General features: G+C 47.1%; 9 protein-coding genes. 7 read left to right on the top strand and 2 right to left on the bottom strand.

What is annotated here, in order from left to right; all coding sequences use genetic code 11:
- Positions 1-18 precede the first annotated feature (18 nt).
- Entirely contained in the window at positions 19-1,521 is a 1,503-nt protein-coding gene (locus BGO59_RS30960) for a helix-turn-helix domain-containing protein (protein WP_293690715.1), read from the bottom strand.
- A gap of 11 nt (positions 1,522-1,532) precedes the next feature.
- Positions 1,533-2,645 carry an o-succinylbenzoate synthase gene (gene menC, locus BGO59_RS30955; RefSeq protein ID WP_293690713.1) on the bottom strand — a complete coding sequence of 371 codons (1,113 nt, stop codon included), beginning with the start codon at positions 2,643-2,645 and terminating at the stop codon, positions 1,533-1,535.
- Between the two features lie 83 nt (positions 2,646-2,728).
- On the opposite strand from menC, the gene lpxK reads away from it, so the two are divergent.
- The 7 genes from lpxK (at position 2,729) to BGO59_RS30920 (ending at position 14,343) form a co-directional block, all read left to right on the top strand.
- Positions 2,729-3,796: a tetraacyldisaccharide 4'-kinase gene (gene lpxK / locus BGO59_RS30950; protein WP_293690711.1), complete on the top strand. Its 1,068-nt coding sequence runs from the start codon at positions 2,729-2,731 to the stop codon at positions 3,794-3,796.
- 91 nt (positions 3,797-3,887) lie between these two features.
- On the top strand, positions 3,888-5,879 hold the full coding sequence (locus tag BGO59_RS30945; protein WP_293690710.1) for a putative porin: 1,992 nt from the start codon (positions 3,888-3,890) through the stop codon (positions 5,877-5,879).
- Between the two features lie 116 nt (positions 5,880-5,995).
- Entirely contained in the window at positions 5,996-7,741 is a 1,746-nt protein-coding gene (locus BGO59_RS30940) for a GMC family oxidoreductase (protein WP_293690708.1), read from the top strand.
- A 39-nt stretch (positions 7,742-7,780) separates the two neighbouring features.
- Positions 7,781-8,419 (top strand): gluconate 2-dehydrogenase subunit 3 family protein, encoded by a 639-nt coding sequence (locus BGO59_RS30935; protein WP_020598232.1) that lies wholly within the window; start codon positions 7,781-7,783, stop codon positions 8,417-8,419.
- A 331-nt stretch (positions 8,420-8,750) separates the two neighbouring features.
- Complete coding sequence (locus BGO59_RS30930) at positions 8,751-10,457, top strand: CTP synthase (protein ID WP_293690706.1); 1,707 nt, start codon at positions 8,751-8,753, stop codon at positions 10,455-10,457.
- A gap of 118 nt (positions 10,458-10,575) precedes the next feature.
- Positions 10,576-12,429 (top strand): membrane protein insertase YidC, encoded by a 1,854-nt coding sequence (yidC, locus tag BGO59_RS30925; RefSeq protein ID WP_293690704.1) that lies wholly within the window; start codon positions 10,576-10,578, stop codon positions 12,427-12,429.
- Positions 12,430-12,543: 114 nt separating this feature from the next.
- A complete protein-coding gene (locus BGO59_RS30920) occupies positions 12,544-14,343 on the top strand; it encodes a tetratricopeptide repeat protein (RefSeq protein WP_293690702.1) in 1,800 nt (599 codons plus the stop codon).
- The last annotated feature ends 61 nt before the right edge of the window (positions 14,344-14,404 follow it).

The following is a 14,404-nucleotide window of genomic DNA, read 5'->3' as shown; positions in this document are numbered from 1 at the left end:
TATATCATACATAGGCTCTTATCTCAGTTTTTCCATGGCCTTTTTGGTGGCTTCGAACAGGCGTTTTTTCTGAAGGACGGTTGGTGCAGAAACCCGTTCCCGACAGTCGAAAATACCGCACCGCTCACAGGTTTGGTTCACCACCCGAAACGGAATATTCTCAAGCGTTTTGATGTCGTTAGGAGCAGCCAGAAATTTCATCTTGCTTTTCAGTGTATCATTGACAGCAAAGCACATTGATACGCTCATATTCTGCTGAAATTGAGGCTGAATGGGATGGGCTACCGAAATGATGAGGTATTGTAGGCCTGAATCCGCATAGTCAGAAAGTTGAGCACGGCAAAGGGCTCCATCGTAGGTTTTATGCTGCTGCAAAAACTGAAGTTCCTGTAGAATCGTCCAGGCGATCCAACGGCGACAGAAATGTTCATCCATAATACTTCGGGGCCCCTGCTGGCGCGAAAGATGCATTTCTTTGGTCAGTTGAAAGGTAGTCTGGCCAGGGGTATGGTTGAACCGATAGAAAAAGAGCTGATCAATGCCGAAGTAGCTGGGTAAAACGTTACTGAGCCGGTAGAAAAACCGCTCAGGTGTTGAGCCAAAATGGGTGATGAGCTGAAGAAAATCGTCGTTGCTCCAGGTGTCCTGAGCAAACAACGTTCGTAATCTGGCCACCAGTTCTTCCCGCCTGATTAAAATGGCACCGGCAAAATAGGAAGCCTTATAATTATTCAGGATTTGTTCAAATGAGTCCGCTTCAACCCACGAATAGGTATAAGGCCGATTTTTTAGATTCAGATACTGAAAACCAACTTCCCTCGCCAGAATAAAAAGCCGTTGTTCGATCGACAGGCCCGCATTGAGATGCAAGGTAGCTTGCTCAGGACGAAAAACGGAGCGAAGTGAGACTAGCTCGGGCTGGATCAGCGGGTCAAATTGCTCAAGTCGAATCTCGTAACGTGTTTTCAGGAGATTAGTGAGCAAGGCTTCATCGACCGATTGATGGGATAACGGAGCAAATTCAGCTAGAAACCGATCGGCATCGGCTTCAATTTCGGGAAAGTAATTATCGTGCATTTCCTGATACGATCGGAGCATCGTCAGGTACAGCCGCTCCACGCTCATGTTATAACTCAGGGCTATATCCATAAACGTTCGGATCATGGCGCTTACTTTGGCTGGAGCCTCGGCCAGGAGTTCAAGTAAATCGGATGGGTCAATGCCAAAGAGTTCAAGTGGAATTTCAGTCAGGAATTTTGACCGCAATAAATCTGAGATAGGTTCGAGTTTTTTGCTAAGCTTGAGCGAAACCAGCGAATCGTAGTCGATGTGCATGGCTCCGGCCAGCGCCGAAATTTTGTCTGCTTTGGGGTACTTACGGCCCTTTTCGATTTCGGTAACGTAAGAAATAGATAGGCCGGATAGGTGTGCTAATTCGCTGACCGACAATCCTTTGTCGAGTCGTAGTTGGCGTAGTTTCAGGCCAAAAAGCAAGCGGATATGATCGGCAGGCAGATTCAATGCAAAATAGTTTAAGTCAATACAGACCCCGAAGAATCAACCGATAGTGGTGCCAGATTCCAGGAGCGAGTCGGGTCATACTGCAAATAACCGTGGTCGACAACCAAGGGACTGTCAACGTTATTGTGGTACAATTGGCCAGTGCCTAGCCCCTGTGGCAGCAAATGCTTAAACTGGGCAGTATACTGGGCAATGGCGTTCAGGCCGATGTTTGATTCCAGGGCTGAAGTTATCCACCAGCCGATGTTTAGTCGTCCAGCCAGTTCAATCCATTCATCACAGTGACGTAGCCCACCTAATAACGTTGGTTTGAGCACAATATACTGTGGCTGAATCTTTTTTAAAAGCCTGAACTTATGCACGTATTCCATATGACCGATCAGTTCTTCATCCAGGGCAATCGGCACAGGGCTAGTACGGCAAAGATCAGCTAAAGCCTCAGGCTGGCCTGCACGAATCGGTTGTTCGATTGAGTGCAATTTGTAGTGGGCTAAACGCTCCAGTTTATGCATCGCTTCGTCGGGATGGAAGGCCCCGTTGGCATCTACCCGTAACGTAATTTCCTCCGCCGTGAAGCGTTCACGAATCATGGCGAGCAAATCGCATTCCTGATCGAAATCGAGCGCACCAATTTTAAGTTTAATCGTCGTATAGCCTGCCTGAAGTTTCTCCTCGATCTGCTGTCGCATAAAAGCCGGATTACCCATCCAGATGAGCCCATTGATGGGTAAGGCTCGCTGCCCTGTCGTAAAATCTGACCCAAGAATCATACGTTGCCCGCCCGACAGAAAATCGAGCATAGCCGTTTCAAAACCAAATAGAATGCTTGGAAACTGAGGGCTTATGATCTGATTCAGAACAATGGGAACGTTCCAACTGAACAGCTGAAGGTCTAATTCGTTGAAATCCTGGCAATATTGACGCAGTTGTTCTGTAAAGTCAGGCCGATCGTCGTAGCTCAGACCCGGTAGAGGACCACATTCCCCGTATCCCATAACACTGGGATTCTCATCGTCGAAAAGCCGAACTATATACGATGTTTTCTTCGTCAGTGTACCGCGTGAGGTACCTGCTTCGAAGCGAAAATGCAGCGTATAAGGTAGAAAGTCAGCTTTTAAACTCATTGCGAGGGTGGTGAGGAGGGAAAAACCCAGCCCTAAAAATACTACTTTTGACTGCTCAAACGGGTAAACGGACGAAAATATTAATGAAACGGTTTATTGTTAAAAGTATATTCCTGCCGCTCAGTATACTCTATGGATTAATCATAGATTTTCGTAATTGGCTCTTTGATAACCAATTATTGCCATCTGTGCGCCCATCCGTATACTCCATCAGTGTAGGTAATTTAACCGTCGGAGGTACTGGAAAAACACCAATGGTTGAATTTTTGATCAAACGGTATCCGTCAAGTGTATATATGAACAAAGGATCGGTGGCTACCTTGAGTCGGGGGTATGGACGGAAAACCAGAGGTTTCCGAGTCGCAACGGCGAATGATACGGCAGCCACTATTGGCGATGAGCCGTTACAAATACATCGAAAGTTTGGCGCGCAGGTTCGTGTGTGTGTGGGCGAACGACGGGTTGAGGCTATCCGGTCGTTATTGACGCTTCATCCCGAAACCGACTTAGTGATACTTGATGATGCCTTTCAGCATCGCGCCGTTCATCCGCATCTGTCTATTATGCTAACTGATTATAGCAGACCTTTCTATGACGATTACCCATTTCCAGCAGGTCGACTCCGCGAACGACGAAAAGGTGCCCGTCGGGCCGATGCGATCGTCGTGACCAAGTGCCCAGCGAACCTTTGGGAGGCCGAGCAGCAACGCATCATAGCCCGAATCAGGCCATATACCAGGTCCGAAACACCCATTTTTTTTGCCGGGCTTCAGTATGGTCAACCTGTGTCGTTTGCAACCCATCAACCCGTAGCTGATCTGAAAAATGTAGTGCTTGTCTCTGGATTGGCGAATGCCGACCCGTTAGAAAAGTACGTCAGGCAAACATTTGAGATGCAAAAGCATGTGCGCTTTGCCGATCATTATGCCTATACACGAACGGACCTTGAATCGGTTTTAACGAATTTGCCAGACAGGTCGGTGATTTTAACCACTGAAAAGGATTGGGTAAAGCTGGATGCTTTACTGACGGCAGAGGAGCGATCAGTATGGCCATTGTATTACCTTCCGGTCGCGACTCAGTTTTTATCCGGACAGGAATCAGCGTTTTTAGCTTTTTTAGATAATCATAGGCAATTGACTAGGGCTTAAAAATCGTTAAGTACATCCCATTAATTGCACCCATCAGCCGTTTTGCCTTACTTTTGGAGTAATGAATCGGAGTGTTGTTATTTTATGTGTCATGCTCGCCCTGACAATCAGAGGTTGGGCACAGCAGTTTCCTGGGGGTGTGCCGTCTGGTTTTGGTGGACGTCAGGCTATGCCTTCTTCAACTACAGGTGTAAATAATAGTGGAATAGATGATTCGACCAAAGTTATTTATGGTCCCAAATCGACGCGTTTTGTACTCGAAGACGATATCCTGAATAACCGCCGGAAACTATACACCTTGGATACAACCATGGATGAAAGTCATCGGTACACCTACGTTCAGCGGAGTCAGAATCTCTATCAGGACTTGGGAACATTGGGAACACCCATCCGGTCGGTTTTTATTCAGGCTCCACAGCAGTTGGGTACTCAATCGGGCTATTACGTATTTAATCCATATGCGTTTCAAACGTTGGGAGTCAAATATTTTGATACGAAATCGCCCTTTACTGATATGTACCTGGCACTTGGTGGTAACAATCAGAATATTCTACGGTTCGACATGGCCCAAAATGTTACCCAGCGTTGGAATGTAGGCTTTAATGTTCAGCGGTTTACGGCTCAAAAACAGTTTGGTACCAGTGGTAATAATGACCCGTTTAAGTTATTGGCCCAGAACTGGGGATTTTTACTGCATACCAATTACCGCTCTAAAAATGACAAATACACCCTGCTGGCTCATTTCAACAACATGAATCATAGCCTCGATGAGCAGGGTGGGGTGGTGCCTGGTTTAACAGCGAACAACGAACCTATTATTTATAATTATACGGGAGATTCCCGGTTACGTAGTGGTACTACATCGGCCCAGGGGCCACATGGCTGGGAAATCCGTAACGATTGGCATGTTTATCATCAATATGTTCTGGATAAAGGGTTTCAGCTCTATCATCGCTTTGATTATCAGACCCAGAAGAATTTCTATCAGGACGATACCCTTAAGCTGAATCGATACATCCTGTCGCCAATTCTGCCAGAAAAAATGGATACGCTCACGTTTTATCCGTCCCTGACAAGCGATAGCTCCCGTATCTTTCAGCGTAGTCGGTTCCGGTTATTGGAGAATCAGTTTGGAATAAAAGGTGTCGCTCAGTATAAAGGAGCTTCGTTCAATTACCGGGCTTATCTGCGGATTCGTAACTATCGGCAGCTTACGTATTACAATACGTCCCGGTCCAATTTTAACGAGTATGAAACCCCACGGACCGAAACCTTTGTCGGTGGATGGGCTGGCTATTATTTCCCCGATAGTTTATCCCGTATAACAGCAGAAGCCGAGTTTGGGGCCAATACCAAAGGGAACGTTACGTACCGGATTCAGGGACAGTTTGAAAGCAAATGGCTGACGGCTGGGTACTCGACCATTACTACGAACCCAAGTTTATTGCAGGAGCGGTTTCAAAGCATTGTTTTTTCGTGGCAAAATAATTTTAGCCTGCCTAGTTATAGTCATGCGTATGGGAAATTCAACATTCGGTATAAGCAGCTTCGGATTCAACCCAGCTTAGATTACTACCTGCTTAAGGACTATATTTATTTTAACGAAAAGGCTGTGCCTACGCAGGAAAAATCGGCCATTCATATTTTGCAGCCAGGGTTTGGCTATCATTTACAGTTCGGAAAGTTTCTAATAGCTGGCCAGGCGTATTATACAGTAAAAGAAGGCCCCGATGTAATTCGAATGCCCCCGTTTTTTATCAATACTCGTTTGCAATATGAGCTTCTCTACGCTAAGGTGTTATATATTCAGACAGGTATTGACCTGCACTATAAATCACCCTATTATGCCGATGCGTATATGCCTGTAGCGCAGCAGTTCTACCTACAGAACCGCTCTCAGGTTGAGGGATATGTATTGGCCGACGTATATGCAAATTTACGCGTAAACCGGACGCGTCTATTTATCAAATTGACACATGCTAATCAGGGGGTGTTGCAGGGAGCAGGCTACTTTGTCGCCCCCGATTTTCTGCAAATGCGACGTGGTTTTGCCTTTGGGGTGGATTGGTATTTGTTTGACTAGCTTAAAAAAAGAAGTATTTCCTGCCGAGGGTAGACAGGTAATTTTGTGACAATTTTGCTTTTAGATGTATAAACTATCAATTTGCTCAACAAAATTGATAAAACATTAAATTTTGCATGGATTCATTTCAGATTAAAAAAGCGCCCACTCAGTATGATGTCGCCATTGTTGGCTCAGGAGCGGGTGGGGGTATGGCGGCTTACACCCTGGCGAAAGCCGGAGCAAAAGTCGTATTGCTGGAAGCCGGTGGTTATTTTGATCCGGCCGATCCGAAATACATTACTCAACTGAAATGGCCTTGGGAGTCGCCCCGCCGTGGAGCCAGTACAACCCGTGCATTCGGTGATTTCGATGCTGCATGGGGAGGCTGGGAAATTGAAGGGGAACCCTATACCAACGCTCGAGGGTCCGATTTCCACTGGTTCCGTTCCCGGATGTTGGGTGGACGTACTAATCACTGGGGACGTATATCGCTCCGGTTCGGACCTGACGACTTTCGGCGTAAGAGTATGACGGGTGTGGGTGAAGACTGGCCAATCAGCTATGACGACATCAAACCATTCTACGACCGTGTAGACCGTTTGATCGGAGTCTTCGGCTCGATTGAAAACATGGCAACCGAACCAGACGGTATTTTTCTGCCGCCACCCAAGCCAAGACTTCATGAATTGATGATTCGAAAAGGGGCTCGGAGTATTGGTATTCCTGTAATTCCGTCTCGTTTGTCGATTCTGACCAAACCCATTAATAACGAGCGCGGCCAATGTTTCTACTGTAGCCAATGCGGGCGTGCCTGCCAGGCCTACGCCGACTTCTCGTCGTCGTCGGTGTTGGTGAAACCTGCCCTGAAAACAGGAAATGTAACGCTCATAAATGGGGCTATGGTCCGCGAAGTGCTGACCGACCCGGCCACCGGCCTGGCTACAGGTGTTAGTTACGTTGATACACTGAGCTTGCAGGAGGTTACGGTAAAAGCTAAAACGGTTGTGTTGGCTGCCAGCGCTGGCGAAACAGCCCGATTGTTGCTCAACTCTAAATCAAGTCGATTCTCAAACGGCCTTGCGAATACCAGTGGCGTGGTTGGGAAATATATTAATGATTCAACGGGGGCATCGCGGTCGGCGTTTGTACCGGCCCTGATGGACAGGAAGCGCTATAATGAGGATGGCGTCGGTGGTATGCACGTCTTTACACCCTGGTGGCTCGATAACAAGAAATTAGACTTCCCACGTGGATATCACATCGAATATTGGGGAGGGATGGGTATGCCTGCCTACGGATTCGGATGGGGTGTCGAAGAGTTGAATGGAATGATTCCTGGTCGCGACGGTAAAATGAAACCGGGTGGTGGCTATGGTAAAGCCCTTAAGGACGATTACCGTCGGTTCTACGGTGCGTACGTAGGTATGGCCGGTCGGGGAGAACCCGTTCCTCTCGAAAGTAACTACTGCGAAATTGACCCGAATGTGGTCGATAAATATGGTATTCCTGTACTTCGTTTCAATTATAAATGGTCTGAGTACGAGATCAAACAGGCGAAACATATGCAGGACACGTTCGAGGAAATTATTCATTCCATGGGTGGTATTGCACTTGGTGAAAAGCCCAATGCATCGAACAACTATGGTTTGGCCGCTCCCGGATTAATTATCCACGAAGTAGGAACAGCCCGTATGGGTAGTGATCCAAAAACGTCTGCCCTGAACAAATACCAGCAGGCTCACGATGTGAAAAACCTGTTTGTGGTCGATGCGGCAGCTTTCCCATCACAAGGTGATAAAAACGTGACCTGGACTATTTTGGCCAGTTCCATGCGTACCAGTGAGTATTTAATCGACCAGGTTAAACAAAAAAATATCTAAACCCAGGTGTAGCTCAGCGATACACCAAGCCATACGACTATGAAACGCAGAGATTCATTAAAAGCTCTTTCTCTAACCAGTTTTGGGCTGGCTGTTAACCCGGTTGAGGCTGCTGTACCAGCACCACCAGACCCTAAACCGTTAAAAATTCCGGGAGGGCGTCAGAAGTTTGAAGCCGAGCGTGACGCGAAGCTGATGGCTGAGAAGTTTTTTACACCGCATGAGTTACAGACGGTTACGGTGTTGTCCGACATCATTATTCCGGCCGATGAACATTCGGGTAGCGCGTCGCAGGCGGGGGTACCGGCCTTCATTGAATTTATGATGAAAGACCAGCCCCGAAACCAGACGCCCATGCGTGGCGGTATCAAGTGGCTCGATAATACGTGTGTAAAACGGTATGGTAAACCTTTTGTGCAATGTACCAAAGCGCAGCAAATCGAACTGGTCGATCAGATTGCTTACCCTTCGAAAGTGAAGCCTGAGTTGTCGCAGGGCGCTTCGTTTTTCTCGATGATGCGGAACATGACCGCTTCTGGCTTTTATACCAGTCAGATGGGTATCAAAGACATCGGTTATGTTGGTAACGTACCTAACCAGTGGGATGGCGTGCCGGCTGATGTTTTAAAACAGTATGGACTAGCTTACGAAGAACGCGAACTCACGCAGGGTAAGTAACTCCAATAAGTAGAAACACAAAAAGCGCAGGGAAAGCCTCTGCGCTTTTTGTGTTTTTTAGAATGACTGATTAAAGAGTAGGTAAATCGGTGTCCAAGGTGTCAAGGTGTGCTTAGATAGGTATGATAAAACTCTTGAGCAATTCAATTGAGGCCATGAGCAACTTATGACTAACCATCGTAAAAATTTTCGTCTGTGCTAACGGTCGGTAGATCAATTGAATGACTAACAGGATACCTTTAATCTGTCAACTTTTCATCCTCCCTTTTTTCTATTCGTCCTTTTTTTGCCGTACTTTTACATCCCGTAACGACCAAAACACGTTAAAGACATGGCGGCTACGGGACCCAAATCCGCAAAATACATCTTTGTTACGGGCGGGGTAACTTCATCTCTCGGCAAAGGTATCATTGCCTCTTCACTGGCCAAACTACTTCAGTCTCGGGGACTTACGGTAACAATCCAGAAATTCGATCCGTATATCAACATTGACCCCGGTACACTCAATCCGTACGAACATGGCGAGTGTTATGTAACCGACGACGGTGCCGAAACAGACCTCGATTTAGGTCATTACGAGCGCTTCCTGAATCGGCCCACATCGCAGGCCAACAACATTACCACAGGACGCATCTACAACAACGTCATCACGCGTGAGCGCCGGGGCGATTTCCTTGGGAAAACGGTTCAGGTAGTTCCCCACATTACCGACGAGATAAAGCGGAATATCCGACTGTTGGGTGAAACGGGTGAGTACGATATCGTAATTACCGAAATTGGTGGTTGCGTAGGTGATATTGAATCGCTGCCGTTTGTGGAAGCCGTTCGGCAGTTGAAGTTTGAACTGGGTGAGCACGACACCCTCGTGATTCATCTCACCCTGGTACCCTATCTGCAATCGGCAGGGGAATTGAAAACCAAGCCAACCCAGCACTCAGTGCGGATGCTGCTCGAAAACGGAGTTCAGCCCGATATCATCGTTTGCCGGACAGAGCATCCATTGCCGCAGGATATTCGCCGGAAAATAGCTCTCTTCTGTAACGTGCAGGTTAGTTCGGTTATCGAGGCTATCGACGCCGAGACCATTTACGATGTACCACTCCTCATGCAGAAAGAGCGGCTCGATCAGCGGGCGCTTTACATGATGGACCTCTACAACGATAAAGATGCCGATCTGGATGCCTGGAAAAGCTTCCTGGCGCGACTCAAAAATCCGGGCGATAACATACGGATTGGCCTGGTCGGTAAATACGTTGAATTGCACGATGCCTATAAGTCGATTGCCGAATCGTTTATTCATGCCGGAGCGTCCAATGAATGTAAGGTACAATTGGAGTGGATTCAGTCAGAAACGCTGGTAGACGAACATCACTGTGCCGATGTGCTCAGCCAACTGGATGCAGTATTGGTGGCACCTGGTTTTGGCGAACGGGGCATCGAAGGGAAGATCAACGCTGTCCGGTATGTCCGTGAACATGGAATTCCGTTCCTGGGTATTTGCTTAGGCATGCAAATGGCCGTCATTGAATACGCCCGCAACGTGATGGGGGTTGACGATGCTCACTCAACGGAAATGGAACCGGATACTGCTAATCCGGTCATTAGCATGATGGAGGCCCAGAAGAACATTACGGATAAAGGGGGAACGATGCGCCTGGGTGCTTACACCTGCAAACTGAAACGGGACTCGCTGGCTTACCAGATTTACGGCAAAACACAGATCAGCGAGCGACACCGGCATCGGTACGAATTTAACAACGATTACCTGGCTGCTTTTGAAAAAGCCGGGTTAATACCAACAGGTATCAACCCGGAAACGGGGCTGGTCGAGATTGTTGAGTTATCGCAAACTAAACACCCCTGGTTTGTTGGAGTTCAGTTTCATCCTGAACTGAAAAGCACCGTAATGAACCCGCATCCGTTGTTTGTTAAGTTTGTAAAGGCTGCCCTGATTTATAATCAAAAGAAAAAGGCTGCTCCGCCTACTTCATCCGATATTGCAGCCGCCCGTGTAGAAACTGCCGACGTGGTTGATTAACCGCCCGGATTACTGTAATTTTGCGGAAAAATAGTTTTCAATTTTCGGTTTTCAGTTTCCCGTCCGGATGTCCGACTTTTAACTGAGAACTGAAAACTGGAGACTGAAAACACAAATAATGGATCGTAATCAACTCATTGGCATTGTCCTGATTCTGGCGATGCTGGTCGGCTACCAGCTTTTGGTACCGAAACCCGCTCCCGAAAAGGAACCGGCTCAAAAAACACAAACCACGAAACCGAAGTCGGCTTCCAGTGCCGAAGCAGCCATCAATAAAGCAGAACAACCGCTCGATTCGGCCGCTGCCAAAGCTCAATTTGGTGATTTTGCCGCCGTTGCTACCGGAGAAGCGCGTGACATTACCGTTGAAAATAAAGATATTAAAGTAACCTTCAGCACCTGGGGTGGTCGGGTAAAAGAAGTAGTTCTGAAAAACTACAAAACCTTCGACCAGAAGCCGCTTGTCCTGATTGATGAGAAAAGTAGTAAAACTCTCCTGGAACTGCCTACCCAACAGGGCAAGGTTAATCTGCATCAGTTGTATTACCAGACAACGACGTCAACGGGTCAGGTCAGTGGACAGAATCAGCAAATTGTTTTTCGTGCCGAAGTGGCACCGGGCCAATCGGTAGAGCAGGTATATACTGTTCCATCCGAAGGTTATGTGATCGACTATGATCTGAAATTAAATGGCCTGACCAGCACGGTTGGCAATGGAGATATCCGATTCTTCTGGGAAGATAAGATGCGTCAGTATGAAAACGATCTGGCAAACAACCGCCGAGCCGCTACGATCAACTACCTGACCGCCGATGAAAACTTCGAGAATCTGGCCGAAGGCGAAAGCAATCAGGAAGCTACCCTCGAAGAGCCTGTTCAGTGGTTTACGATTAAACATAAATACTTTCTGTCGGGCTTCATCGATAAAAATGCCCCTATGACCAAAGCCAGTTTTAAAACGCTGGTCGACCCCGCTGACAGTAGTGTTGTGAAAACGGCTATTGCTGATGTCATGTTGCCTATAGCGGACGTGAAGGCGGGTAAAGGGCAATACAAGTTCTACTATGGCCCGAATAAGTTCCAGTTACTGGGCAGTATAGCACCAGAATTTGATCGGAACGTCTATTTGGGATATTCAATTCTAAAACCGATCAACAAGTACTTCTTCGTGCCAGTGTTCAACTTCCTGGAGAAGTTTATCTCGAATTATGGCCTGTTGATTGTGGCCCTGGTTGTCTTTGTGAAATTGCTTCTAACCCCGTTAACCTATAAGTCATATGTAAGTATGGCGAAAATGCGGGTGTTAGCGCCAGAGATCAATGAGATCAAAGAGCGTGTGGGCGATGATATGGCCAAGCAGCAATCTGAGCAAATGAAGTTGTATCAGGAAGTAGGCGTAAGCCCGCTGAGTGGTTGCGTGCCCGTGCTGGCTACTATGCCGATTCTGTTTGCGCTCTTCATGCTTTTCCCAAACCTGATTGAGCTTCGGCAAAAGGCATTCCTCTGGTCAAGTGATCTGTCGACCTACGATGCCTTCCTGAAGTTTCCAACGCTTCCATTTATTGGTAGCCACCTGAGCTTGTTTACGGTGCTGATGACGGCTTCTTCCATTGCGTACGCATATTACAACAACCAGACCACGCCAACGCAGCCGGGGCCTGTGAATATGAAAGCCCTTAGCTACATATTCCCGCTCATGTTCATGTTCGTACTGAACTCCTATCCTGCGGGTTTAACGTTCTACTACTTCGTATCAAACATTGTAACCATTACCCAACAGCAACTTATTCGTCGGTTTGTCGATGAAGATAAGATTAAGGCGGTATTGGATGAAAATCGTCGGAAGAACGCTTCGGGTCAGGGTAAGAAACCTGGTGGGTTCCAGGCATTGCTACAAAAGCAGTTGGCAGCTGCCGAAGAGGCTCGCAAGCAAGCTGAGGAGGCCCAACGAAAAGCGAGAACTAAAAAATAAGTCGCAAAACAGCTTCCATTAGTTAAAAAAGTATTGACTAATGGCCGTACACTGACGACTTTTGATAGCAAAAGCAACGCCATCGCGTTGCTTTTGTGCATTAACCTAAAAGACATGACCCATAAATTGTGTTTGGTTAACTATGTATATGTATTGGCTAGCTTGATGGTATTGTTCATCCAGCTGCCTAGACAAGCTCAGGCTCAGGTTTCTACAGAAGCGCAGAAACGGTATAGCGCTGCCGTTAAAAAAGTGCTTGCTGGCGATTATGATCGGGCAAAAACAGAACTGAACGGGCTTATCCAGCAGCGGGGAGTATTGGCACCGTATGCCAGCTACTATTATGCACTGGCAGCTTATCGGCAGAAAAATTTCACCCAGGCTCGTTTGGCACTTCAGCAATTGATGGACCTCTTTCCCAATTGGCGAAAGATGAGTGAAGCCAATTACTTATTAGCGGCTGTTTCGATGGAAACGGGCGAGTATGAAGACGCATTGACGGCTCTCCAGCAGATCAATGATCCGGCTTTACGTACTGATGTGTCGAAACTGGAACAGGCTTTCATTCCAAAAATTACCGATTTAAAACGCCTAAAGGAACTCAACAAGGCTTTCCCAAGTAATCGGGCGGTAGGATTGGCATTAATTGACCTAATTCAGCGTACAGCCAGTGATAAAGATGATCTGGAACTTTCAGACCGCCTTACCAATCGCTTTGGTGTTCCGGGAGTAGCGACTACGCAACCTGTCACATCACCTTCCACAGCAGGCACGTCAACAGTCGGTCGTTCAACGTTGCCTACCCGAGCCAACCGGGCAAAAGGGTATTATAACATTGCTGTAATGTTCCCGTTTCGGTTGGATGATTTTAATTCTGATAAACGGACTCGGTCCAATCAATACGTTTACGATCTTTACGACGGGATCAAAATGGCGAAAACCAAGCTTCAGGAAGAGGGTATTACAGTCAATCTGTTCGCTTATGATGTCGATAATGACGCCAACAAAACCCTTGAATTGGTCAATAGTCCCGCATTTGCTCAAACAGATCTGATTATTGGGCCGCTCTATATCGAGCCGAATCGCATTGCATCAGCATACGCTAACCAAAGTAATATTGTGTTGCTGAACCCAATTGCAACCAGCAATGATTTGGTAACTAACCAACCACTCTCATTTCTGGCACAACCGTCCCTCAACCAGCAGGCAAGAAAATTGGCTGAGCATGCCCGGAGTCTGAATAGTGGCCGTCGGGTGGCGGTCTATTTTGGTGCATCGCGAAGAGACTCACTATTGGCAATGACCTATGTTAACGAGCTGAAACAGCAGAATTATCAACTCATTGATGTTCGGAAACTAAGCGGTAGCGCACAGGCCATGGCCGATGCGATGCAATTGACCGGTAATGCAAGTGCCAGTGTAAGCTCGTCCCGTCCGGTATCGACAACCCAGGCTATTCCAATGGGGCATGTGTTTTTCGCCAGCAGTAATGACGAAGAAGGGGCTCGAATCCTAGATGCTCTCAACCGGCGTCATGTGAGTGGACCGCTCCTGGCTACGGCTTCCGCTTTTGATTTTTATCGTATACCGGCTTCGACTTTCGCCCGGCGGGAGATTTATCTGCTTTACCCCGATTACATTGATACGACACGCGAACCTGTGGTTAGTTTTCAGGAACAATATGTTGCTAAACGGAATACCATTCCATCTGTGTTTGCGAGTGAAGGCTATGATATGATGCTTTTCTTTGGGCGTCAATTAGCCCGCAACACCCTGCTGTCACGCAACCGAAGTATGTTGCGATCCGATACGGATGATTATATTCTTTCTGGATTTGATTATACACAAGCTAACGAAAACCAGGTCGTTCCCATCGTAAAATTTGAAGATGGGAAACTGGTCAAAATTAATTAGTGAATGATTGAGTGATAGAATGATTGAATTGTTATTCTGACTCGCGATATAATTATTCAAT

Source organism: Spirosoma sp. 48-14 (assembly GCF_001898575.1).
In the GTDB taxonomy this organism is placed as follows: domain Bacteria; phylum Bacteroidota; class Bacteroidia; order Cytophagales; family Spirosomataceae; genus Spirosoma.
The sequence above is the reverse complement of the archived record's forward strand: the minus strand, read 5'-3'. Positions and strand labels throughout refer to the sequence as shown.

What these genes read in the sequence shown, in the direction of transcription:
- menC (WP_293690713.1), bottom strand. Translation starts at nt 2,645, where the DNA reads ATGAGTTTAAAAGCTGACTTTCTACCTTATACGCTGCATTTTCGCTTC.
- lpxK (WP_293690711.1), top strand. Translation starts at nt 2,729, where the DNA reads ATGAAACGGTTTATTGTTAAAAGTATATTCCTGCCGCTCAGTATACTC.
- BGO59_RS30945 (WP_293690710.1), top strand. Translation starts at nt 3,888, where the DNA reads ATGCTCGCCCTGACAATCAGAGGTTGGGCACAGCAGTTTCCTGGGGGT.
- BGO59_RS30940 (WP_293690708.1), top strand. Translation starts at nt 5,996, where the DNA reads ATGGATTCATTTCAGATTAAAAAAGCGCCCACTCAGTATGATGTCGCC.
- BGO59_RS30935 (WP_020598232.1), top strand. Translation starts at nt 7,781, where the DNA reads ATGAAACGCAGAGATTCATTAAAAGCTCTTTCTCTAACCAGTTTTGGG.
- BGO59_RS30930 (WP_293690706.1), top strand. Translation starts at nt 8,751, where the DNA reads ATGGCGGCTACGGGACCCAAATCCGCAAAATACATCTTTGTTACGGGC.
- yidC (WP_293690704.1), top strand. Translation starts at nt 10,576, where the DNA reads ATGGATCGTAATCAACTCATTGGCATTGTCCTGATTCTGGCGATGCTG.
- BGO59_RS30920 (WP_293690702.1), top strand. Translation starts at nt 12,544, where the DNA reads ATGACCCATAAATTGTGTTTGGTTAACTATGTATATGTATTGGCTAGC.